Source organism: Streptomyces sp. NBC_00878 (assembly GCF_026341515.1).
In the GTDB taxonomy this organism is placed as follows: Bacteria; Actinomycetota; Actinomycetes; order Streptomycetales; family Streptomycetaceae; genus Streptomyces.
Map to the genome: position 1 here is coordinate 5,139,605 of NZ_JAPEOK010000001.1, position 22,174 is coordinate 5,161,778.

22 protein-coding genes, 1 tRNA gene and 1 other RNA gene are annotated in these 22,174 nt (G+C 69.0%); 3 read left to right on the plus strand and 21 right to left on the minus strand.

The genetic code is table 11. The features are described from left to right. Positions 1-71: 71 nt before the first annotated feature. The 4 genes from OHA11_RS21915 to ffs all read right to left on the minus strand — a co-directional run bounded on the left by OHA11_RS21915 (position 72) and on the right by ffs (position 6,744). Entirely contained in the window at positions 72-1,922 is a 1,851-nt protein-coding gene (locus OHA11_RS21915; protein WP_266507356.1) for a hypothetical protein, read from the minus strand. Between the two features lie 336 nt (positions 1,923-2,258). Then, on the minus strand, positions 2,259-3,518 hold the full coding sequence (gene purD / locus OHA11_RS21920; RefSeq protein WP_266498842.1) for a phosphoribosylamine--glycine ligase: 1,260 nt from the start codon (positions 3,516-3,518) through the stop codon (positions 2,259-2,261). 442 nt (positions 3,519-3,960) lie between these two features. Then, positions 3,961-6,423 carry a DNA polymerase III subunit gamma and tau gene (locus tag OHA11_RS21925; protein WP_266498844.1) on the minus strand — a complete coding sequence of 821 codons (2,463 nt, stop codon included), beginning with the start codon at positions 6,421-6,423 and terminating at the stop codon, positions 3,961-3,963. Between the two features lie 222 nt (positions 6,424-6,645). After that, positions 6,646-6,744: signal recognition particle sRNA small type (ffs, locus tag OHA11_RS21930), an RNA gene on the minus strand. Positions 6,745-6,815: 71 nt separating this feature from the next. Between ffs and OHA11_RS21935 the strand changes: the two genes are divergently transcribed. Further along, positions 6,816-6,903 (plus strand) — tRNA-Ser (locus tag OHA11_RS21935). A 62-nt stretch (positions 6,904-6,965) separates the two neighbouring features. On the opposite strand, the gene OHA11_RS21940 is transcribed toward OHA11_RS21935, so the two are convergent. From OHA11_RS21940 to OHA11_RS22005, 14 genes are all read right to left on the minus strand, one after another. Next, complete coding sequence (locus OHA11_RS21940; protein WP_266498845.1) at positions 6,966-8,249, minus strand: site-specific integrase; 1,284 nt, start codon at positions 8,247-8,249, stop codon at positions 6,966-6,968. A gap of 84 nt (positions 8,250-8,333) precedes the next feature. Further along, entirely contained in the window at positions 8,334-8,561 is a 228-nt protein-coding gene (locus OHA11_RS21945) for an excisionase family DNA-binding protein (protein WP_266498849.1), read from the minus strand. Positions 8,562-8,891: 330 nt separating this feature from the next. After that, complete coding sequence (locus OHA11_RS21950; RefSeq protein WP_266507357.1) at positions 8,892-10,439, minus strand: YfjI family protein; 1,548 nt, start codon at positions 10,437-10,439, stop codon at positions 8,892-8,894. An 11-nt stretch (positions 10,440-10,450) separates the two neighbouring features. Further along, positions 10,451-10,774, minus strand: coding sequence for a hypothetical protein (locus OHA11_RS21955; protein WP_266498851.1), 324 nt, complete (start codon positions 10,772-10,774; stop codon positions 10,451-10,453). Beyond that, positions 10,771-11,688 (minus strand): DNA primase, encoded by a 918-nt coding sequence (locus OHA11_RS21960; protein ID WP_266498853.1) that lies wholly within the window; start codon positions 11,686-11,688, stop codon positions 10,771-10,773. The genes OHA11_RS21955 and OHA11_RS21960 overlap by 4 nt, the downstream gene beginning before the upstream one ends. Before the next feature lie 91 nt (positions 11,689-11,779). Next, a complete protein-coding gene (locus OHA11_RS21965) occupies positions 11,780-12,238 on the minus strand; it encodes a hypothetical protein (RefSeq protein ID WP_266498854.1) in 459 nt (152 codons plus the stop codon). 16 nt (positions 12,239-12,254) lie between these two features. Further along, positions 12,255-12,449: a hypothetical protein gene (locus OHA11_RS21970; RefSeq protein WP_266498856.1), complete on the minus strand. Its 195-nt coding sequence runs from the start codon at positions 12,447-12,449 to the stop codon at positions 12,255-12,257. Positions 12,450-12,463: 14 nt separating this feature from the next. Further along, complete coding sequence (locus OHA11_RS21975; protein ID WP_266498858.1) at positions 12,464-12,715, minus strand: hypothetical protein; 252 nt, start codon at positions 12,713-12,715, stop codon at positions 12,464-12,466. A gap of 26 nt (positions 12,716-12,741) precedes the next feature. Continuing rightward, positions 12,742-12,993 (minus strand): hypothetical protein, encoded by a 252-nt coding sequence (locus OHA11_RS21980; RefSeq protein WP_266498859.1) that lies wholly within the window; start codon positions 12,991-12,993, stop codon positions 12,742-12,744. Between the two features lie 141 nt (positions 12,994-13,134). Continuing rightward, a complete protein-coding gene (locus OHA11_RS21985; RefSeq protein WP_266498860.1) occupies positions 13,135-15,369 on the minus strand; it encodes a cell division protein FtsK in 2,235 nt (744 codons plus the stop codon). A 79-nt stretch (positions 15,370-15,448) separates the two neighbouring features. Further along, the gene (locus OHA11_RS21990) at positions 15,449-15,832 is read right to left on the minus strand and encodes an RRQRL motif-containing zinc-binding protein (protein WP_266498861.1); all 384 of its coding nucleotides are present in this window, start codon (positions 15,830-15,832) and stop codon (positions 15,449-15,451) included. Then, positions 15,829-16,968 carry a conjugal transfer protein gene (locus OHA11_RS21995; protein WP_266498863.1) on the minus strand — a complete coding sequence of 380 codons (1,140 nt, stop codon included), beginning with the start codon at positions 16,966-16,968 and terminating at the stop codon, positions 15,829-15,831. The genes OHA11_RS21990 and OHA11_RS21995 overlap by 4 nt, the downstream gene beginning before the upstream one ends. After that, complete coding sequence (locus OHA11_RS22000) at positions 16,965-17,252, minus strand: DUF6303 family protein (RefSeq protein WP_266498864.1); 288 nt, start codon at positions 17,250-17,252, stop codon at positions 16,965-16,967. The genes OHA11_RS21995 and OHA11_RS22000 overlap by 4 nt, the downstream gene beginning before the upstream one ends. Then, positions 17,249-17,539 (minus strand): hypothetical protein, encoded by a 291-nt coding sequence (locus OHA11_RS22005; protein WP_266507358.1) that lies wholly within the window; start codon positions 17,537-17,539, stop codon positions 17,249-17,251. Before OHA11_RS22005 ends, OHA11_RS22000 begins: the two co-directional genes overlap by 4 nt. Positions 17,540-18,054: 515 nt before the next feature. Here OHA11_RS22005 and OHA11_RS22010 point away from each other — a divergent pair. Beyond that, entirely contained in the window at positions 18,055-18,822 is a 768-nt protein-coding gene (locus OHA11_RS22010) for a helix-turn-helix domain-containing protein (RefSeq protein WP_266498865.1), read from the plus strand. After that, a complete protein-coding gene (locus tag OHA11_RS22015; RefSeq protein ID WP_266498867.1) occupies positions 18,822-19,295 on the plus strand; it encodes an NUDIX domain-containing protein in 474 nt (157 codons plus the stop codon). Before OHA11_RS22010 ends, OHA11_RS22015 begins: the two co-directional genes overlap by 1 nt. On the opposite strand, the gene OHA11_RS22020 is transcribed toward OHA11_RS22015, so the two are convergent. From OHA11_RS22020 to OHA11_RS22030, 3 genes are all read right to left on the minus strand, one after another. Further along, positions 19,283-19,852, minus strand: a complete 570-nt coding sequence (locus tag OHA11_RS22020; protein WP_266498869.1) for an HD domain-containing protein — start codon at positions 19,850-19,852, stop codon at positions 19,283-19,285. The two genes, OHA11_RS22015 and OHA11_RS22020, sit on opposite strands and share 13 nt — an antisense overlap. Before the next feature lie 11 nt (positions 19,853-19,863). Continuing rightward, a complete protein-coding gene (locus OHA11_RS22025) occupies positions 19,864-20,310 on the minus strand; it encodes a GntR family transcriptional regulator (RefSeq protein WP_266498872.1) in 447 nt (148 codons plus the stop codon). Between the two features lie 261 nt (positions 20,311-20,571). Then, the gene (locus OHA11_RS22030) at positions 20,572-21,816 is read right to left on the minus strand and encodes a PIN-like domain-containing protein (protein WP_266498874.1); all 1,245 of its coding nucleotides are present in this window, start codon (positions 21,814-21,816) and stop codon (positions 20,572-20,574) included. Between the last annotated feature and the right edge of the window lie 358 nt (positions 21,817-22,174).

Consider the following 22,174-nt stretch of genomic DNA (forward strand, 5'->3'; position numbering starts at 1 on the left):
GGGATGGGAATGGGTAGGGGCCGACGGGGGCGAAAGCGGGTTGGCCGTCGGCCGAGGCCGCGGCCGCGGCCTCAGACCAGCCGGACCGGTTTCTCCGGGCGTATGCCCAGGTGGAGGAGCCACGTTCGGAGAGGACCCGCGTCGCCCTCCTCGATCAGGCTCAGGACCCGCGGCCCCAGATCCACGGACCGCTCACCGTTGATGAGCAGCGACGGCCCGTCGAGCCAGTCGAGCCCCGGCGCAGCCCCAGCCGTGTCCATCGCCGCACAACAGACCATCGCCGTGACATGGTCGGCCAGCAGCTCCCGCCCCGTCCGAGGCGGTTGCAGCGGAAAGAGCGGCAACGAGCCGTCGTCCCAGAGAGCCATGTCGGGACCGACCTGCCCGGCGGCCCCGGAGGGTGCGGCAGGCTCGGCCGACACCGCGGCCTCCTCCCGCGCCACCTCCGCACTCAGCCCCGCCGCGAGCGCCGAACTCCGCTCGTTCTCCGGCCCGCCGTCTTCTTCCTCGTACGCCGATTCCGCGTACGCCGACGCCTCACGCCTCTCCACGACCACCGGGTCATCAGGAACCCCAAGGTCACCAGAATCCCCAGAGTCACCCGGACCCCCCGCGCTGAGGTGATCCATCACCCGCGCCAAGGTCGGTCCCTCCGGATCCGAGGCCCCGGCCCCGGCGCCCGGGGAAGAACCCCCGGCCCGCGAGGACCGGCTCACGCCGAGTGCGTCCAGCACTCGATGCAACCGCGCCGCATCCGTACGCCACTTCCGGTCGACGACCTCGTCCGGATACTCGTCCCAGTCGACCGGAGCCCAGTCGGGCCCGGTCTCGGAGGGCCCGCCGTGGAAGAGGCGCGCGGCCAGCAGGGACGCCGCCTCGTCGATCGCACCGGGCTCCTCAAGAAGGTCGCAGGCAGGTCGCTCGCCGAGCCGGGAGGCGAAGCCCTCGGCCAGGCGGTCACGCCGCGAGAGCTCGGTGAGCGCCGCGACCACGCCCGCGTCGAGCCGGGACGGCCAGCGCCCCATCCGCCAGGCGGGCAGCGCGACCCGCGTCAGCAGCCGGTCCCAGCCCGCGTACGCCAGGCCCACCTGCTCCTGGGCGACGATCCGCAGACCGTAATCCACAGCCTGTGCACGCTCCGCCGCCGCGGCGGCGACACCCCGCTCCATCTCGGCGGCATGCCCGCGACAACTGCGCAGCAGAAGCCGCGCCACCCAGCCGACTCCGCCGAGCACGGTCCGGGACAGCGGCCCGCGGGGCGCCGAGGTCACGGCCACCGCCGCGTCGAGCCCCCGGACGAAACGCCGCGCCGCGGCTATGTCCGGGTGCGCCGACGGTCCCGTCCCGGCGACGACCGGCGCGAGGACGGCGCGCAGTTCGCCGACTCGCATCCACCACAGGAAGGGCGAGCCGATGACGAGGACGGGCGCGGCCGGCGTACGACGGTGGGCCGAGGGCAGGCCCCGTACGCCCGGTACGCCCGCTATCTCGTCGCGGGACTCCGGTTTGGGCGGGCCGTGGGCGGGGTGGGTGCGGTCCTCCAGCCAGCTGTCGCAGTCCGGGGTGAGCGCTATCGCGGAGGGCGCGGGCACTTCGAGGCGGTCGGCCAGGTCCCGCACCATGCGGTAGAGATCGGGCGCCGATTCCTCGGCGATCGTGACCGTGGGGCTCACGGCGGGCCGGGAGCGGGCGACGACCAGCGCGATGCCCGCCGCGGAGAGGAGCACGAACAGGGCGAACCCGGTCACGATCCAGCGCGTGACGGCCCAGCCAGGGCCGTCGATGTGGCCCGTCGACCCGCCGACGAGCAGCACGACGGCGACGGCCGCGGGCAGCAGTGCGACGGCCAGCGCCCGGCTGCGGACCCGCAGCACGGCGAGAGCCCGTGAGCGCGCGGCCTGCGCGCCCACCTCCACACCCATACCGGACACGACCGGTGTCACCCCCTACTGCCCGCCCGGCGCGTGCATACCCAGCCACCGCCGACGAACGTCCATGGCGTTGCTCACTCCCCCACTGTGGCACCCACGACTGACATCGCAATGCCGGTGGGCCAAGTGCCGGAACGCTTGCGCCGCACCCTAGTTGGGGCCCCGGCCCTCGTCAGCCGGATGGGGCATCGGTCACTCGATGGAATGGCTTTGGGTAGAGGTGGCTGACGAATGGGCCCCGGATCCAGTGCTGGATCCGGGGCCCATTCGTCAGCCAGAGTGGCCGCGTGTCGAACGTCGACGCAGGTGGACAGGCGTAACCATCGGTTACGTCTGTACCGCCCCCGCCACCTTCGCCGCGATGTCCGTACGGTACTGGGAGCCGTCGAGGCGGATTCGGTTGACCGCCTCGTACGCACGCGCGCGGGCCTCGGTGAGGTCCTTGCCGCCGGCCGTGACGGAGAGCACCCGGCCGCCCGCGCTCACGATCGCGTCGCCGTCGCGCTTGGTGCCCGCGTGCAGGACGTACGCGTGCGGGGCGTCCTGTGCCACCACGTCGTCGAGGCCCTCGATGGGGTCGCCGGTGCGCGGGGTGCCGGGGTAGTTGTACGAGGCGATGACCACGGTGACGGCCGCGTCGTCGCTCCAGCGGAGGGGTTCGAGGTCGGCGAGGGTGCCGTTCGCCGCCGCGAGGAGCACGCCGGAGAGAGGGGTCTTCAGGCGGTCTAGGACGACCTGGGTCTCGGGGTCGCCGAAGCGGGCGTTGAACTCGATGACCCGTACGCCGCGCGAGGTGATCGCGAGGCCCGCGTAGAGGAGCCCGGAGAAGGGGAGGCCGCGGCGGTGCATCTCGTCGACGGTCGGCTGCAGAACGGTCTGCATGACCTCCTCGACCAGCTTCGGGTCGGCCCACGGGAGGGGCGAGTACGCACCCATGCCGCCGGTGTTCGGACCCTCGTCGCCGTCGAGCGCCCGCTTGAAGTCCTGGGCGGGCTGCAGCGGGACGACCGTCTCACCGTCGGTGATCGCGAAGAGGGAGACCTCGGGTCCGTCGAGGAACTCCTCGATGACCACGCGCTCGCAGGCGTTGGCGTGCGCGCGGGCCACGTCGAGGTCGGCGGTCACGACGACGCCCTTGCCGGCCGCGAGACCGTCGTCCTTCACGACGTACGGGGCTCCGAAGGCGTCGAGCGCCTCGTCGACCTCGTCGGGGTTCGTACAGACGTACGAGCGGGCGGTGGGTACGCCCGCGCCCGCCATGACGTCCTTGGCGAAGGCCTTGGAGCCCTCCAGCTGGGCGGCGTCCTTCGAGGGGCCGAACACCGGGATGCCCGCCTCGCGTACGGCGTCGGCGACCCCGGCCACGAGGGGGGCCTCCGGGCCGACGACCACCAGCTCGGCGCCGAGCTCCGTGGCGAGCGCGGCCACGGCCTTGCCGTCGAGGGCGTCGACCTGGTGCAGCTCGGCCACCTCGGCGATTCCCGCGTTGCCTGGGGCACAGTGCAGCGCGGTGACGTCGGGGTCGAGGGAGAGGGAACGACACAGGGCGTGTTCGCGGGCACCGCCGCCGATTACTAGGACCTTCACGGGGGTCAGCCTAGCTGGAGGGGCCTTGGCGCTGAGGCGGCGCGGGGGGCATGGGTGGGGGGCATGGGCGGGTTTGTGGGGATGGGTTCGTGGGCGTGCGGGGCGGGCGCGGGCGGGCAGGGCGTGGTGTGGGGGCGAAGGCGGGTCGGGGTGCGGAGGCCGGGGGCGGGGGCGGGACGTGATGGGGGTGCGGGTCGTGATGGGTGGCGGGAGCGGAGGGGGGTGGGGGCAGGTCGTGGTGCGTGGCCTGGTGCGGGTCGTGGCGGGTGGCGAGGGGGGCGGGTCGTGGTGGGTGGCGAGGGGGGCGGGTCGTGGTGGGTGGCGAGGGGGGCGGGTCGTGGTGGGCTGGTCGCGCCCGCGCGGCGGAGCCGCATATGGCGCAGTCCTGCGCCCCTTGCGCCCGCCTATGCCCGCCGGTCCCCCCTGCGCCCGCCAGGGCCGCTCACTCGTTGGAGAACTCCTCCATCACCGTCGCTCCCAGTTCCCTCACGATCAGTTCGTGGCCCGACAGGGCCGACTCGTCGAGGTCCGGATCGTCGTCCTCCGGGGTGTCGTCCTCGGGAGATACGGGGGGCGGTTCCGGAGCGGAGGGGCGGGAGGCGGGTGAGGGTCCCGGAGCGCCCGCGGATGCGGAAGCGGGTGCATGTGTGGACGTCGCCTGCCCCTGGGGCCCCGTGGCGGCGGGCCGGGAGGCGGCCTGAGCGGAGGGCTGCTGCGGGGTGGCGGGGTGGGATGCGGCCGGGGTCGCGGTGCCTCCCGACCCGTATCCGCCTCCGTACCCACCACCTTGTCCCTGTCCTCCGCCATATCCACCACCTTGGCCTCCGCCTTGCCCACCGCCATAACCGGGCCCGGGCGCGGGCGGTGCTGCCGAACCCCCGGACGGGTCGACGACCGACTCGACCTTCCACTGCACGTTGAACTGCTCGGCCAGCGCCTGCTTGAGCACTTCCTCGCTGCCGCTGCTCGCGAAGTTGTCCCGCGCTCCCGCGTTGACGAAGCCGAGCTGGAGGGTGGTGCCGTCGAAGCCGACCACCTGCGCGTTCTGACTGAGCAGGATCCAGGTGAAGCGGCGTCGGTTCTTCACCGCCTCAAGGATGTTCGGCCACAGCATGCGGGGGTCGGGGCCGCCGCTCGGGGGAGCGGCGGGTGCGGCGTGCGCCGGAGGGGCGGAGGTGTACGTCGATGCCGGGGCCTGGGCCTGAGACGGGGGCTGAGCCTGGGCCGGAGGGGGACCGGACGCCGGCGTGGGCGGCTGTCCCCCGCCCGCGGGTGCTGCGGTCGGCCACCCACCGGGGCGCCGACCACTGCCCGCGGCGGTCGCGGCGGGCCAGGCACCGGGAGCACCGCCGGCCGCGGGAGCCGAGGGCGGCATCTGGGCGGGCGGCTGTTCCGGGGCGGGCGCGGGCGGACCGGGAGTAGCGGGAGGGGGCGGAGCCTGCGCAGGCGTGCCCCCCGTCGGGGCGTGGCCCGACTCGGGACCCGTATCGCCGCCGGGGCCTCCGGCCCCCCGTACAGCAGCGCGAGCCGCGGCGGCCCCGCCCCCCGGCGGAACAGAGGGCCCGGACGAAACGGGTGGAGCGGAGGGACCAGGCGGCCCGGATGGGCCGGGCGGCCCAGGAGCAACCGTGCCCCCGCCGCCCTGCATGCCCTGCCCCCCTCCGGGCATCCGCATCCCGGCATGCGCGTCGGGCCCGGGTACGTACCCCATGGGGGGCGCGCCGGCCGGCCCCGACGCCGTGAAGTTCACCCCGCGCTCGATCCGGTCGAGCCGGGCCATGACGGACCGCTCGTCGCCGTACGCCGCGGGCAGCAGCACGCGCGCGCAGATCAGTTCGAGCTGGAGGCGGGGCGAGGTGGCCCCGCGCATCTCCGTGAGTCCTTCGTTGACGAGGTCGGCGGCCCGGCTGAGCTCGGCGGCGCCGAACACTCCGGCCTGGGCCGTCATCCGCTCCACGACATCGGTGGGAGCGTCGATGAGCCCCTTCTCCCCCGCGTCCGGCACGGCCGCCAGGATGACCAGATCCCGCAACCGCTCCAGCAGGTCGGCGACGAACCGCCGAGGATCGTTTCCGCCCTCGATGACCCGGTCGACGACCTCGAAGGCGGCGGCGCCGTCCCCCGCGGCGAAGGCCTCGACCACGGAATCGAGAAGCGACCCGTCCGTATAACCGAGCAGCGAGGTGGCCATGGCGTACGTGACGCCGTCGTCCCCGGCGCCCGCCAGCAACTGGTCCATGACGGACATGGAGTCACGCACGGACCCGGCCCCGGCGCGCACGACCAGCGGAAGCACCCCGTCCTCGACGGGGCTGCCCTCGCGCCCGCACACCTCGCTCAGGTACTCCCGCAGAGTCCCCGGTGGCACGAGCCGGAACGGATAGTGATGCGTACGCGACCGAATGGTCCCGATGACCTTCTCGGGTTCGGTGGTGGCGAAGATGAACTTGAGGTGCTCGGGCGGCTCCTCGACGACCTTCAGCAGCGCGTTGAACCCCGCCGACGTGACCATGTGGGCCTCGTCGATGATGTAGATCTTGTACCGGCTGCCGGCGGGCCCGAAGAAGGCCTTCTCTCGCAGGTCACGGGCGTCGTCCACACCGCCGTGGGAGGCGGCGTCGATCTCGATGACGTCGATGGAACCGGGCCCGTTGCGCGCGAGGTCGCGGCAGGACTGGCACTCCCCGCACGGCGTCGGGGTGGGCCCCTGCTCGCAGTTCAGACACCGCGCCAGGATCCGCGCACTGGTCGTCTTCCCGCACCCACGCGGCCCGCTGAACAGGTACGCGTGATTGACCCGGTTGTTCCGCAGCGCCTGCTGCAACGGGTCGGTGACATGCTCCTGCCCGATGACCTCGGCGAACGACTCCGGGCGATAACGGCGGTACAGCGCGAGAGACGACACGCATACGAGGTTATAGGCGCCCACTGACAACGGGGACCGTCCACCGGGCTCCACCGACGCCACGGGCCCACAGGTCTTCCCCGAAGGCGCCCGGAAAGGGGTGCGGCAAGGGGTCCACAGCAAGGCGTCCTGTAAGAGGCCCGTTCCCCTCTGCCCATCGCCCGCCACCAGTCGCCGACGGCACCGCCGCCGACCACCATCTACCGCCGCCCGAACCCCGCAAACGCAAGCGCCCCTCACGCACCCGCCAGAGCCAACCTACCCTTGCTGCCTTCCGGCCCTGGGGGAGTTCAGTCAGATAGCGCCACGTGAGGGGCTCCGCACAGGGTACCCGATCTGAGCGGGGGGAACGAGTTCGCGAGCACTCCTCAACGTCTTGTATTGTTTGCGGCGGAGGATTCGCCTAGTGGCCTAGGGCGCACGCTTGGAAAGCGTGTTGGGGGCAACCCCTCACGAGTTCGAATCTCGTATCCTCCGCCAGTGCCTCACCGGGCACGATGTCGAAGGGCCCCACCGCTTGCGGTGGGGCCCTTCGACGGTTCTCAGCCCTCGTTGTCCTGGTTTTTGTCCACAGCGGGTGTCTCCGGGGTTCCCCAGATGGCTTCGGCGATCTTCCGGGCAACGTCCTTGAGCATGGCGTCCGGCACGTGGAGGTACCGGGCTCGCATGCTTGCGGAGGTGCCCGGCTCCCACCCCATGATCTGATCAATGACCCGGGCCGGGACACCGAGCAGCATGAGCACAGTGGCGGCCGTGTGCCGGGCGTCGTGCAGCCGAGCGTTCCGAACCCTCGCGTCTTCCAGCAGTCGCTTCCAGTCGTGGTAGTCCGTGTTCGGGCTCAGCGGGCCACCCAGGGGCTTGGTGAACACGTAGTCCGACTCGATCCACAGGTTGCCGGCCGCCTTGCGCTCGCGCGCTTGCGTCTCGGCATGTGCACGGAGCATGGCGACCAGCGGGCCGGGCAGGGGCACGGCGCGTCGGCCCGCTCGGGACTTGGTGTTCTTGGTCTCGCGCCGGACCTGCACCTTGTCCCGGCAGTACCCCGCCTTCCGGCCGCACGGTGAGGCTTCCGGGCACCCGTGCTCGTATCTGGGACGCAGACGGTTCCGACGCAGCTTCAGGTACTCGTTGTCCAGGTCGACGTCAGACCAGCGCAGTCCGAGTGTCTCGCCCTGCCGCAGTCCGAGCGCCAGTGCCAGCATCCAACGGGCGCTGTTCCGGCGCTTGTTGGCTTCCAGCAACAGGCACTGAACCTCTTCCACGGAGTAGGGCTCAACCTCTGATTCGTCCTCTTCCATCCGCGGCGGCTTCGCCAGCGCGGCGGCGTTCTTCGCCGCGTAGCCGCGCCGTACCGCCTCCCCCAGGGCGGTGCGGGCCGTGCGGTGAGCCTGGTGAGCGGTACCGGCCTTGCGCGCCCCTTTCGCCTGCATACGGCGATACAGACTCTCCAGGTGCTCGGGCTGCAACCGGTCAAGGCGGTGCTTGCCGACACCGGGCACGAGGTGAACGCGAACGGCGACCTCGTAGCCGTCGTAGGTGTTCTCGCTGACGGTCGGCTTCGCAATGTTCTCAACCCAGTGCTGAAGCCACTTCTCAACCGTCCAAGCCTTGCCCGGCTGTTGCGCCGAACCCGCGTCGCGCTGCTTCTCCAGCTTCTTGACTTCCCCGACCAGGTCCTCGCGCGTCTTGCGCGTCAGGTGCCGGCGGTACGGCTCCCCGTTGTCCTTGTAGCCCATCGGGACGCGGGCGTGCCAACGGCCGTCTTTCCCGAGGTAGATCGCGGATTCGCCGTTGGCGCGGCGGGTGCCCTTCTTCTTCTCTGCCACAGGCAGGCTCCTGTTTCTTGGTGTCGGGATGGGGACCGGGGCGGCGGGCTGTCCTGTCCGGGAGTGCTGCCGCCCCGGGCGTGGTCAAGCGGCTCGTTTGGCTGCGCGTCGGCGGGCGAGGTATTCGGCGGGTGCGTCTGCGGGGACGCGACGGAGACGGCCGATGTCGATGGACTCCAGTTCTCCAGCGCGGATGAGCGCGAAGCATGTGGTGCGGCCGATGCGGAGGCGGCGGGCGGCTTCTTCGACGGTGAGGAGAACGAGGGTCGTGTCGTCGGCGGCGGGGGCCGTGAGGGTGCTGTGTTCGTCCAAGGCTCGCTCCTGTGGGGGCTGAGTTCATGGGCAGGTGCCGCCGCACAAACCGCAAAATCCGCAGAAAAGCCGGGAGTAGGCGTTGACCTGCGGTGATGCGGAGTGCGGGTGGTGACGGGGAGTGCTCCGCAGAAATCCGCGATATTCCGCAAAAATCAGGGCCGGCCCCGGTGGTGGGGTGGTGCTCGGTTTTTTGCGGAATATCGCGGGATTGTGCGGCGGGCCTCCGGCCGGGATGGGGCGGGGGTCCCGTCGCAGGTCAGCGGGGTGTCCCGGCTTTTCTGCGGATTTTGCGGTTTGTGCGGGAGGGGTTGAGGGCGCGGCCGGGGATTACCGGCCGCCGTGGCGTAGGGCGGGGTGGGCCAACAGGCGGGGCGCCGGGGGCCGTCCGCGCTTGCCGGTGCGCTCGGGTTGGTAGGACCGTACGTATCCGTGGTCTTCCAGCAGCGCGAGGGCCGGTTCCAGGTCGGCGACGTTGGGGAACTCGCTGCGGGACACGGTGCTGAAGACGTCCCGCCGTTTGACGTCCGTCCATCCCTTGTCCCGCAGTACTTCCAGAACGCTGCGGGCACGGGACACGACCGGATCGGCACCCATGGCGTCGAAGACGGCGAGGGCGTGGGCGGTGTAGTACTCCCCCAGCTCAATGGCCGCGTGCACGGTGGCCTCGGTCACCGGGTGGGCGTAGCCGTTGCCGCCGTGTTCGGCGAGGTGCAGCAACGCGGCCATGCGGGCGGTCGCTCCGACCAATTTCCCGGCCCAGTCGGTGATGTGGCCCAGCTTCCCGCCGCGTGCCTTGAGCCACGGTTCGACGCGTTCCTGATAGGCGATCAGGGCCACGTCCGCCTCGGGGGTGAGCTGGATGACGGCCGGGTCGGTCCAGTCCGCGAGGGACAGGGTGAGTTCGATGACCCGGGCGGTATAGGTGGCGGCCGTCTGTTCGGGGACCGGGTCGGTGATGACCTTCCGCTCACCGACCGTCGACACCGGCAGTGAGTACAGGAAGCGTCCCAATAGGCCGCGCCCCTTACCGCCCTTGATCTTCCCCATGTCCACGAGCACATCGGGTTGAACGGCCAAACCCATGGTCAGGGCGGGGGCGTCGACGTACTCGCGGCGGGTCTGCCGGTTCACCCGCAGGCGTCCCCCGGCATGGCCTTTGAGGAAGACCTCCATGTTGGGACTGCCTGAGTAGCGGCCGGCGATGATGTCGAAGATGCCGCCCTCATCGCTCATCACCGACAGCCGGCCGCCCTGTTCCGCGATGAGCGAAGTGACCGTCTCGGGTGTGCAGTCGTCCGCCAACAGGAGCGGTTCGGCCGGCACGGTGAGCGTGTCGGCGGTCTGCGCGAGGCCGACGGCGGTGGCCACCATGTCATCCCGCTTGTCGCCGTCAGCGGACGCGGCCTTGGCGGTTGCCTTGTCGGCCGCTTCCTTGGCCAGCCTCGCCGTCAGCTCCGCTTCCACGATCATGGGCTTCATAGCCGCCTGAAGCTGTTTCTCCGCCTCGTACAAGGGGTCGGTGAGCAGTCCGAAGACGGCGGTCTTGCGGTTGCCGGGCGGGAGCGCGACCACGGTGAAGAGGTTGGTGGGCTCACGCCAGTTGCCGCGCACGTGGACGACCGACCGGCCGCCGGCCGCCGTGGCGAGCACGGCGAGGGCGATGGACCCGGCGAGGTCGACCGGGGTCTGTGTCTCTTCCGCGACGGCCGCCACGAACTCCCCCAACCAGGCAGGGAGGACGTGGGCAGGGAACGCGGGCCGATCGCGACGGCCGGTGAGGGGAATGGGGTCCTCCCACACGTCCGGTGCCGCGTCATCCTCGCCGGGCGGGTCTTCCAGGGTGGGCAGTCCGGCCCACAGGTCGGGGCTGTCCACAGGCTGTGGAGTCATGAGACGGCCCTCCCTTCGGCGGTGGTGGTGTGGGGGCAGATGCCGACGATGACGCGGGCGGTCAGCCTGATGACGGCGGCACGGCCCCGGGCGCGTTCGTGGTGTCCACAGGCGCAGATCCAGTCCGCGACGGGTACGCCCTCGCACTGGATCTGAAGACCCGGGGTGATGCCGGTGACGGTGACCGTCTGCCGGTCAGAACCAACGGCAGAAAGGACGCCCTTACGGGCGGCGACCTTCGGTTCGCCCAAGGTCGGCCGTTGCGGGCCCTGTACGGCGCCCTGAGGGTTGTTCGCGGGGGTTCGGGATGCTTTGTTCATGCCGCGCGCTCCGCAGCCGCCTCAAGGCCGTTGGCGACCGCGCGGCGGGCGTAGGACTCCGGGACGCCCACCAAGACGGCGGCGGCCACGATCTCCTCACCGATCGCCGCGAGGCCGCACGGTCCGGGACACGCGGCGTGCTGAGCGGCGAGGAACCGTGCGACGCCGAACGCCTGTGAGCCGGCGCCGGATTCAGTGCGCGCCCGTACGAGGGCGAGGCCGCGTTCAAGGCCGGTACGGACGTAGCGCTCGGTGTGGCGGCACCCGGTGGCCACGCTCCGGTCCCAGGTGGCGCGCTCGGGGACAGAAGAGACCACCTCCCCCGGGGCGCGGGTGGTCTCTTCCTTCACCAGCAGGGCGCGCACGGCCGCCGGCAGATCGACCATGCGACCGGCGCCGGGTCCGAGCCAACGGGCGTACTGCATGAGCGACTTGATATCCACGCCCGGCCGGACCGCGTTGGACGACTGCATGACGCCCCGATAGATCCAGTGCTCGCCCCGCGTCGTCGGCACGATCCGCGTGGCGGGCAAGGTCTCACGGGCCCATACGACGGCCGTCACACTGTCGAGGTCCACCACGGTCACCCCAGCCCCACCAGGGTGGTAGGCGACGGACACGGCCTGTCGCCATGCCAGGGCCCATCCAGGCGAGGTGAGTACAGCCGGGTCGATGGTGGCCGCAGCCCACGCGTGGCAGGGGGCGAGGCACTGGCAGGGGCCCGCGTTCTTCATGTTCGGACGGCCGCCGCATGCGCCGTCCGCGCACCGGTGGCAGTTCCCGAACGGCACCTTGCCTGCCCGCAGGGGCAGCGGCGGCACACCGGCCGCCGCAAGGTCCAGCGCGGTGCGCAGGTTACTCCCGTCCGGGTGATCCGCAGCGCTGGGGCGCCCGGTCTTGCAGTCAGGTGTCATCCTTGAGGTCTCCTGTTCTGCTACGTCGGGATACGGAGACCGAGGGCGGCGGGCTGTCCTTGTCCGGGAGTGCCGCCGCCCTCGGGCGTAGCTAGTTGAAGTGGTTGCGCTTGAAGACGGCCTTGCGGATGTGGAACGTGTTGCCGCCGCCGGAGCCGTGGCCGAAGATCTGCACGGCGATCCAGCCGCCGAAGATGACGGCGGCGAGGGTGATGAGCTGGGTGATGAACGCGGTCAGGGCGGCGATGAACGCGGTCAACAGGAACAGCCCGCCGCACACCGCGCCGAACCCGATCCCTCCGAGCGCGATGTTCACCGCCGTGCGCGAGACGGCCGGCTTGGCCACGACCGGTTCGGGCTTGGTGGGCTCCATGGCGTAGCCGGTGACGACGCGGCCGTCCGGCAGGACGATGCTCGCCACGGCCGGGATCGTGCCGGGCTGCACGGGCACGAGCGGCATCGTGTGCGTGGGCGCGAGGGGGGCGGGGCGGTGGACTTCAACGGCCGTGTGGTTCCCGGCCGAACGGCGGTACGCGGTCGGTTCGTTCACGTCCTGATCTCCCTGTCTATCGGCCGGTGTCGGCGAGGGCGCCGGTCACGGCGGTCACGAGCTGGTTGACGGTGTCGCTCGCGTCGGTGGCGGCGAGGTAGAAGCCGAAGAGCGCGGCGATGACGGCCGCGCCGGCGCCGAGCGCCTTGAAGCGCAGCAGCACGGCGAGTGCGGCGGCGAGCAGCAGTACGAGCGGGATGGTGATGACCATGGGTCCTCCGGGAATCAGCGGTGGGTACAGGTGGGGTAGGCGGAGCCGTGGAAGCAGTGCTTGTAGTCGTCCCGGGTGACGCGGAAGGCGTGGGGGCGGCCGTCGGTGGTGACGGTGAGCCGGTAGTGCCAGCCGCCGGACTTGAAGTACGCGGCGCTGCGGTCGGTGACGGTGCCGGTCGGGCCGGGGGCGTAGTTGGGGCTGCACGCGCTCAGAGCCAGGACGGTCCCGACGGACACGAGGGCGGTTGCCAGGGCCTTGCGCATGGCGGGTTGCTCCTTCGGCAGGGCGGTCAGCGGGTGCCGGCGCGGTAGGTGCGCGCGGCGCGGTTGTAGATCCAGCGGCCGATGCGTATGCGCTTGCCGGTCGCGTGGCAGCGGCGGCAGTCACGGCCGCGCCTGAGGCGTCCCTTGCGGTCGGTCTTGAAGTCGTGGCCCATGCCGCGGCACTTGCGGCAGTCACCGAACGGGCTCAGCCAGCACTTACCGCCGTAACCGAGCGTGACGGTGAGTAGGCAGGCGATAGCGAGGAGGGGAAGGCTCATCAGAGGGCCTCTCAGGCGGGTTTTGAGGGTTTCCGCAGGTGGGCCGCTACTTGCTAGCGACCTGATCAGGTGCCGTTTTGGTCGCTAGCAGGGTCGCTTGCGCAAGCGACGGGCGATGCTTGCGCAAGCGACCCCAGAGAGCTATCCGGCATCCCGCTTCTCGTTGCGCTGAGTAATCGCGGTGGCGAGGTCCTCGCGCTTGATCCCACGCTTGTTGACGGTCTTGCCGTCGATGCGGCGGCTGATCTGTTCCGTGGCCACGCCGTACGGCTTGAGCGCTGCGGTGAGCGCTTCCGCCTTCGGCTTGGCGTCCAGCTCGGCCCACGGCCCGTAGGTCTCGGGACGCAGGTCGGCGAGGCGATCGACGATGGTCTCCGACCACACCTTGACCTCACCCTTGCCGAGCACCTGCGCGACGTCGTCCAGGACCGTCGCGGACACCTCGGGTGCCGGTGCCTCGCCGGCCGCGTCGCCGGACAGCGTGCCCTCAGCCTCCCGCAGCGCGGCAGCCCTGGTGAGGATGCGCTCCGCGTCGCGGCCGTCGGCGAGGTACGTACGAACGATCCCGGCATCGTCGGACATGCCCTTGAGCAGGCCAACTCCCTTGTGGGACTTGAGCAGCTTGGACGCGTCCAACCCTTCCGAGTACGAGCCCGCACCAAGGATCGTGTCCGACACCTGATAGGCGCCCACCCGCAGCGCGAACCGCGCCTGATGCTGGTCGCGCAGCTCAGAGGGGCACGCTTTGTCGTCTGGCTTCTGCGTGGACGTCATCACGGACACGCCGACCGCCGGGGCGACCCGGGCGAGGTAGACCAGCAGAGACAGGATCTCCTTGCCGTGCTCGGGGTGCTGCAAGTACTCCTGCACCTCGTCCACGACGAACAGGGTCAGGGGCATGTTCAGCTTCGGATCCCGGCTGATCTCCGGGGTGAGCTTGCCCTCCGGGCAGATGTGCAGCGGCAGTTCCGAGAGCCGGTGGTAACGGTCCTCGACATCCGCCTTCAACTCCCGCAGCGAGGTGAGCAGGTGTCCCACCGGGTCGATGCCGTTCTTCGGGACGATGCCGAACCCGATCCGGTGCGCGACCAGCGCGAACTTGCGCCAGTCCGGCGACGCCTTCCCATCGAACACGTACAGGCGCACGTACGGGTCCAACGCCGCGGCGAGCGCGATCGTCCGCGCAGAGAACGTCTTTCCCTGCCGAGGGACGGCACCGACCAGCAGCGACAGCCACAGCATCGTGGCCATGACCGCGTTGCCGCGCTCGTCGACACCCCACGGGAACGGCTTCCAGAAGTCCACCCGAGTCGCTCCCAGCAGCGGGGACTTGCCGGAGGGGACGGCGAGCGGGTCGCGGTCGGCGATCCAGTACGACACCCGCCGGTTGCTCGTCTCGTCCTTGTCGAGGAAGAGCTGAGTCGGGGCGATGTCCATCCCCGACGCGAGACGGCCGTGCGCCTTGAGCGCGTCGTCCCATGTCCTGCCGAACGGCAGATCCACGATCACACGCCAGCCGTCGCCGTCGCGGCCGATCGGCCGCGGGAACGCGATGGACTGGTCTTTGCTGGTCAGTCCGGCTGCCTCGTGGGCGCGGATCACGATGTCCGAGGACAACCGCCGCTTGCGGAACGTCACCTTCGCCAGATCGATCAGCGGACGGTCCGCCGGCGCCCCCACCGCCCCGAGCGTCGTCGTCAACGTCGCCACCGCCAGCAGCAACAGCCACGACGGCGCCATGACGAACAGCGTCAGCGCGGCGGCGAGGCCGACGAATCCGGCGAGACTCGCGACGATGCCCCGTAGCCGCACGCGGTCGTTGCGCTGCCGAGAGAGCTTCAGGTACTCGGCCGCATCCTCGTTGGCCACAGAGGCCAGGCGCAGGCCCTTGCCCTCCGCGTCGAACACCCACCGGCCGATCGCGGTCGACCAGCGCCACGCACCGCGCGGCGAGTACCAAAGGATCTTGGGGGTGTAGATGCAGGGCAGGCGCACGGCGTGGTAGCCGATCACAGTCGAGTAGTGGCGCACGGCCCACTTGCGCACGGCCGTGCGCTGGTCGGGGAGCTTGACCCAGTCCGGCAGTACCGGCAGGCGGGTCTTGTCCTTGGCCTCCATCCACTCCGCGACGGAGGGCGGGTAGACCTCGCGCGGCGGGTCGACCGGAGCGCCCTCGGAGAGCCCTTCCGCCTCGGGGTCGTCGGTGTCGGGGAGTTCGGCCTCCCACTCGCCCGGCTTCACGTCGCCCTCGGCAGGTGCCTCGGGGGCGGGGGGCGGGGTGGTGTTCTTCTTGAGCGGGAACGGCAGCACGTCGGCCGTCCGCTCGTCGGTGCCCTCCGGCTCGTTGGGGGGCGGGAACACGGGGTTCTCGGTCACGATGTACGTACTCCTTCGGGAGTCGAAGGGTCCGGCCGGCTTGCTGTAGGAGGCGGACGGCCGGACCCGGTTCGGGTGGTCATGCAACGCACTGTTCTTCGGGATAAGCGCAGGTCACGCACATGCCGAGCGTCGGCGGAATGACGTATCCGGCATCCCGCCCGCACTCGGGGCAACGGCGACGGGCGCGCATCATCGCTGCGTGCGCGCGCCACCGGCCGGGCGTCATCGGCCGCACCGGACGGGCGAGTTCGACCCGGTACAGGTAGGCGGCTAGGGGTTGGCGCCGGCGACGTGGCCGGAGTAGCTGTGCCGCGATGTCCTGGCCACCCGGTCGCAGTCCACGGATGCGGAGTTGGCGGCGGGTGGCCAAGTCGTCGGGAGCACAGCGCCACGGGTAGGTGGGGATGCCGAAGCGCTCGCCGTCCGGGTCGAAGCAGTCGGCGAGGGTCAGCCGCTTCACGCGGCCTTGCCGCCGTCGGCGGCACGTTCGGCGAGGATCGTGTCCCGCAGCATCCGCGCGTTCGCGGGCGAGGTGTGGATCTCGCGGCGGATGCCCTCCGCCGTGATCCGGCTGTCCGGCCAATCGGCGGTCGCGGTGCGTGCCTCAGTGAGCAACTGATCTGCCGTGCGCTTGGGTCGGGGCGAGCGGGCCACGGCGGGAACCTTGCCGGTCGCCCGACGGGATCGGGGGGATTCGACCCCCACGGCCCGCCGACCGGCCGATCCAGCCGGCGCCCGGTCGGGCTTCACCGGGGCGACCGGCGAGGCGATCGCCGGGACCGGCTTGACGGGAAGCGTCGGCTTCACGAAGTCGACCGCCACCGGATCGGGCACCGGGAATCGAGTCAGCACCACCGACGGCGCCGGGGTCGATTCCCGCAGCTCAGCCATAGACCGATTCCTCATGGTCTCGGTAGATTCCTCCGCATTCACGGCCAGGGCGGGGACCGGGTCGGTGCCGCCGAACATCGACGCGAGCGCGGCATCCGCACCGGCGGTCACCCGGTCGCGTTGGACGTCCAGCAGCCTTGATCCGAGCGTCGTGTCCCCGACTCCGACTTTGCGGGCCAGACGCCACGACGCCCGATCCGACCGCTTCCTGACCCGGTCGACCGGGTGATGCACGGCGCGCGCCCGGTGGTAGGCGAGGGCCTGGACGATGTCGGCGGTGCGCCGCTCGTTCTCCGCGTCCCGGCCGTCGGTGTGGACGACGATCCGCCGCGCGAGGAACGCCATGCCCTCCGCCGACACCGACATGCCCATTGGGGTCAGGGCGTAGACGACGGTCCGGCCCGCGTCGGGTGCGGCCATCGCGCCCATGACGGCGGCGGCGGCCGGCAACGCCCACAGCCCGATCCGCACAACACGCGGTGAGGACTGCCCCAGCATGGTCAGGCCCAGCAACACCAGGGCGAGAACAGCCGTGGCTCCCTCACCGGCACCGAGGGCCCCGAGCGCGGTTCCCTTGCCGTAGGCGTGCCCGATGTTGCTGTAGGTGCCGATACCGCCGACCACACCCGTGGCCAGCATCGGCACGAACGCGGCCGACAGCACACCGATCTGAACCTTCGTCAGCGGCTTGCGGATCTCACTCACGCTGCTCCTCCCGTCCACTCACGCACTCGCAGGCCAGCGATCAGCTCGACCGGCGCGCCGAAACCCGCCTGGTCCTCGCTCCACTTCCACTCAGCACCCTCAACCGGCTCGAACCCGAGCTGGGCGAGCGCCGACAGCCGGGCCGCGAGCGAGGAAGCGTCCGTGACAGCGAAGTCGTGTTCGGGCCACGGGTCTGTCGTGCCCAGCACCCCCACGAACACCCGCCACCGGCCTGTCATGGACGACACCGACAGCACCGCCTGATACGAACGGGTCTCGCTCATGCCGCTTCCCCCGCCCCCGGCCGGAAGGCGCGAACGGAGCGCAGGAACGGCACCGTGTGGGTCAGCGCGTCGGCATACAGGGCGTCCCAACCGGCGATCTCGTCACCGGCCTCCGCCTCCTGCCGCAGGTCGGCGAGGATGTCATGGGCCGCGTCCTCACGGGCAGCCCGCTCGTCGTCCGTCTCGAACTCCAGCGGGCCCCGGAACAGGTCGACGTCGATACCGAGCGCCAGTTCCGCGAACTCGATGTCGCCGTGCGCTTCCTGGCCGGCGACGAAAGTGCGCATACGCATAGTGGATCTCTCCTTGATACGTCGGGATAGGGAGATCCGGCGCGGCGGGCTGTCCTGTCCGGGAGTGCCGCCGCGTCCGGAAATGAGGGCCAACACCGCACGTCACGGCGGGCCAAGTGACCCCGGGCGGAAGTCGATTCCGCGCCCTCACGGCTGGATACCGGGGCCCGACGGTCATCACCCGGCCGCCACGGGGACGGGGTCAAGCCCCGTCAAGCTCACAACACTCTGTTGAGTTCTCAAGGAACCGGCGCTGCCTTCGTACTCACCCCCTCGGGCTTTCCTCCGGACGCTTCATGAGGAACATGTATTACGTGTTCCTCATCATGCAGAGAAGGGTTCGCCCCGTCAAGCCCTTCGGCTGTTGGAGTTCGGCGAGCCCCTCGCCTCGATGTACCTACAGATTGGCCTCGTCAGCGGCGACGCTCGACTTCGCGCCTGTACGGCCTAAGTCGTTCTTAGCTAGCGTGAAGTCGAACCAAGTCGTCCCAGCAAGGCGGAGGTTGGATGTGGCGAACGAACGACTGCGCGGCGCGATAGTGGACTTGGGCTTGACGCTCGATGAGGTCGCCCAGCGGCTCGGGGTCGCGTCCAAGACGGTCGAACGCTGGATCAACGAACCTGAGCGCAAGCCATACCGCCGCTTCCAGTACGCGACAGCCTCGCTGTTGAAGTGCGAAGTGTCGTACTTGTGGCCGGACGAACGCACATCAGCCGAGGTCACGGCCTCGGGCAACGCGGAGTTGGTCAGGCTCTATCCACACCGGTCCGTCGTGATGCAAACCCTCTGGACGAACCTCTACTCCAAGGCGACGCGACAGTTTGACCTGCTGGTGTACTCCGGGTTCTGGCTCACGGAGGACGCATCGTTCCACCGCATCGTGAAAGAGAAGTCGGCCGACGGAGTGCCCATCCGCTTCATGCTGGGAGAGCCCATGTCGCCGGCCGTTGCCATGCGGGGCGAGGACGAAGGGATCGGCGCTGCGATGGCAGGCAAGATTCGAAACGCCCTCGTCAACTACGGCCCGCTCTTCGGCCTGCCCGGTGTCGAGTTCCGCTTGCACGGCACCACGCTCTACAACTCGATCTACCGGGCCGATGACGAGATGTTGGCGAACGGCCACCTCTACGGGGTCGGCGCCTACATGGCCCCCGTGCTCCACCTTCAACGGGTCCCGGGCGGTGAACTCTTCGACGCCTACGCTGAGAGTGTTGAGAAGGTGTGGGAGTCGGCCCGTCCGATCTCCTCACCCGCCGATTGGGAAGGCACGCGCTGATGAGCCGGATCGACTACTTCCGCGACCCGAACGCCCCTAAGGCCAACTCAGTGGTCCCCTCGGTGACGGCGCTGGTCCGGGACGATGCGGGACGCCTGTTGCTGATCCACAAGACGGACAACGACCTCTGGGCCCTGCCCGGTGGTGGCCACGACATCGGCGAACGCATCGCTGACACGGTCGTTCGCGAGGTCCGGGAAGAGACCGGCATCGACGTTGAGGTCGACGACATCGTGGGGCTCTACACCGACCCTCAGCACGTGTTGGCGTACGACGACGGCGAGGTCCGGCAACAGTTCTCCATCTGCTTCCGGGCCCATCCGGTCGGCGGTTCGCTGCGCACAAGTAGCGAGTCGAAAGAGGTCCGCTGGATCGATCCGGCGGACCTTGACGGACTGGACATCCACCCATCGATGATGCTGCGTATCCGGCACGGTCTCGATCACACGCGGCGAGGGCCCTACATCGGCTGACCGTCACCGGAGACTTCGGCCATCCGCTCCCCGACGCGCTTCGACGCTGCATGGATCTCAGGGGCCGCGCGCTGGATAAACCGCCCGACGATCGTGTCCGCGCCGTATCGCTGCACGATCTCGTCCAGCCGCTCAGCCGCCGTCGTCTGTGTCCCGTCCGGCGTCGTCGTCATGTCGCAGTACAGCAAGGCGTCTACTAGGTCGGGACGCTCTAGGTCGAACTCGCTCTCAAGTTCCTGACGGAGTCCGCGTTCCTCTGCTTCCAGCAAGGCACAGGAGTGATGGGCCACGAGACGAACAACCCGCTCGTCCGCGCCTTCCTGATCCCTGAGGAACCGCGCGCCGTCCAATGGATGGAAGCCGGTGGCAGCAATGGCCGGCGAGTAGCCGATGTCATGCAGTACGGCCGCCGCCTCCAACAGCTCCGCGTCGTCCCCCAGGATCGGGCTCAGGGAGCGAGCGCGCTTGGCGACCCCTAGTGAGTGCTCCCACCGGCGCGGGAGCGGTTCGGAGAGCAGCGATTCGGAGAGCGTGTACGCCCACTCAGTCAGTCCCATGGCGGCCAAGACTACGGCCGGGCATCGGGAGGTGGGAGAGCCCGCACGGTCCGCCCCTTGCCATGCACGGTGGCAAGCAGGCCGTTTCCTTCCATCTGTGCCAGAACGCGGCGCACGGCGGTCCGAGACGCGTCGAACCGCTCGCACAGCTTCGCTTCGGACGGATACGTATCCCCCGCCGAGAGTGAGTCCTCAATGATCACGTCCGTCATGCGCTCCGCGAGCGACCGACGGTCACCCCCTCGGACCACGCGCCACCCGATCCCGGGGGCAGACTCGACAATCCCGTCAGCTTCGAGAACCTTGAGCGCACGACGGATCGTGTTCCTGGAGACGCTGTGCGAGTCCATCAGGTCGGCTTCCGAGGGCAAGGTGTCCCTGCCACTCTCCACCTGAATCTCGCTTCGCAGCGTCTCGGCAATGATCAGGTAGGTTCCGCGCGGACTGGCTTCCGGCACCTCAGCTCCTCTCGCATCGCTCCATTGCTCCATTGCTCCATTGCTCCATTGCTCACTGCTAAGGATCGCATGCCCGCGCCACACGCGGACCGGGGCCCAACGATAGCCACCGGGATCTGGGGCATGCCCAGAGAAAACCACTCAGGTCACCGGGAGGTGCCTATTTCTTCCTTTCTCGCTTGAATGTCACGAGGTGCAGGGCGCGAAGGGCGGCCCTCTGGGGGCACTACTAGGAATAGCCGGAGCTCGCCCCTATCCGAACTATATTTCCAGTTCCACGATATGCAAATAGTGCCGAAGAGCAGCGTTTTCTTGCTCAACTCTAGCCAGAGTACTCACCGCTGCCTCATATTCGGTTGACTTTCGCCTCAGATAATCCTCGGCGGTTGCCGCTTCAGCGAGAGCACTTCCACGCTCAGCATCCGAAGCCCTCATGGAATCGAATCGCTCTCGCGCCTCGGCCGCCCTCCGATTTGCCTGCCTAGTCTCGCTATTGAGTTCGCCGACCGCATGCTGAATCTCAATCATGCTTTGCTCGCTGGCCACAAGGGCGTCCCGCCGCTTCAGGATCTCGCTCTTCAAGCGGCGTCGTTCAATCGCGCCAAGCCTGTCCTTAGCCTGATCAATTGTGTCCTGACTGACTCGCACCTTGAGCACATCGGCAGCGCGAGACAGAAAGATCGCCAAGGGCAGGTGATGATATTTCACTTCGGCAGAGTCTTGCATCTCTTGTACCAGCTCGGGGCGGGGGCCGATGGAAAATCCACACTGCTCTCTCACCCAGTCCTCTTTCACGTCCGTAGAAATGAATAGGACATCCCTTTTGACTACCTTCGCATACTCAATCATTTCCCACCAAATAAAATAGTCCCCCGCCCCCTCCTCCCCCTTCTTTTGCACATCCTTGTAGCCTGGAGGAATCCCCTGCTTCCCTCGATTAAGCGCCTTTTCAATCAATCCCTTGCGCTCACCAACGGATACACCCACCCCAACCTTCCCATCAAACAGAACGGCAAGGTGCTCCAGAATCGGATCACCGGAAAGCAGATCCGACGGCTTCAGATCGTACTCCTCAACCTCTCGCTTGATAGAGTCGACAATCCCCGAGATTGAATTGTTTAGCGGCTCCAGATAATCGGTCGCCCTTCCGTCCGCCAGCGAGTGAAGTTTAAAGAAGTCGCGCAATGCAGATCTCAGAACGTCGGCAGCCTCGGAGACCTTGTCAGACTTACCTCTGAGTGAATTTAAGTGCGAATCTACCGTGGAGAGCCGATTCTTATGAAACTCATCCGCCACTTGCCTCGGAATCCATACTCTGTCTGCGATCCTTTGCAGCACTTGCAGATACTCGTTTCGCGCAGACGGCTTCATCCGGTAGAGATTGAGGATTGCGTTGGTATCTAGCACAACAGTGCTATTCCCGATTGCCTCATCCGCAAATTTTTGAGGTTTTCTCCAGAACTCCTCGTAGCCTTGCGTGAACGAAGCGGACTTTGGTTCAGACATTTTTCCTCCATCGCAGAAAATCTATGCTATCGCCGTGGGCATGGAAGCGTGAGCCTTCTCGTACGAACCGGCTGCGCGTACGTTCGCGTCGTCCCTCGCGACTTAGTTGAGGTCCCGGCGCTGAGCCGCTCGTTGTCCTGGTCTTTGTCCAGTGCGCTGACAGCCGCCACCGTTCACCGTTGTACGCGCACCCCGCCCGACCTGCCGCGCGAACCCCCGCGAACGTCCCTGGACGGTCATGCGGACAGTTGGAAAGCGTGTTGGGGGCAACCCCTCACGAGTTCGAATCTCGTATCCTCCGCCAGTGCCTCACCGGGCACGATGTCGAAGGGCCCCACCGTGAACGGTGGGGCCCTTC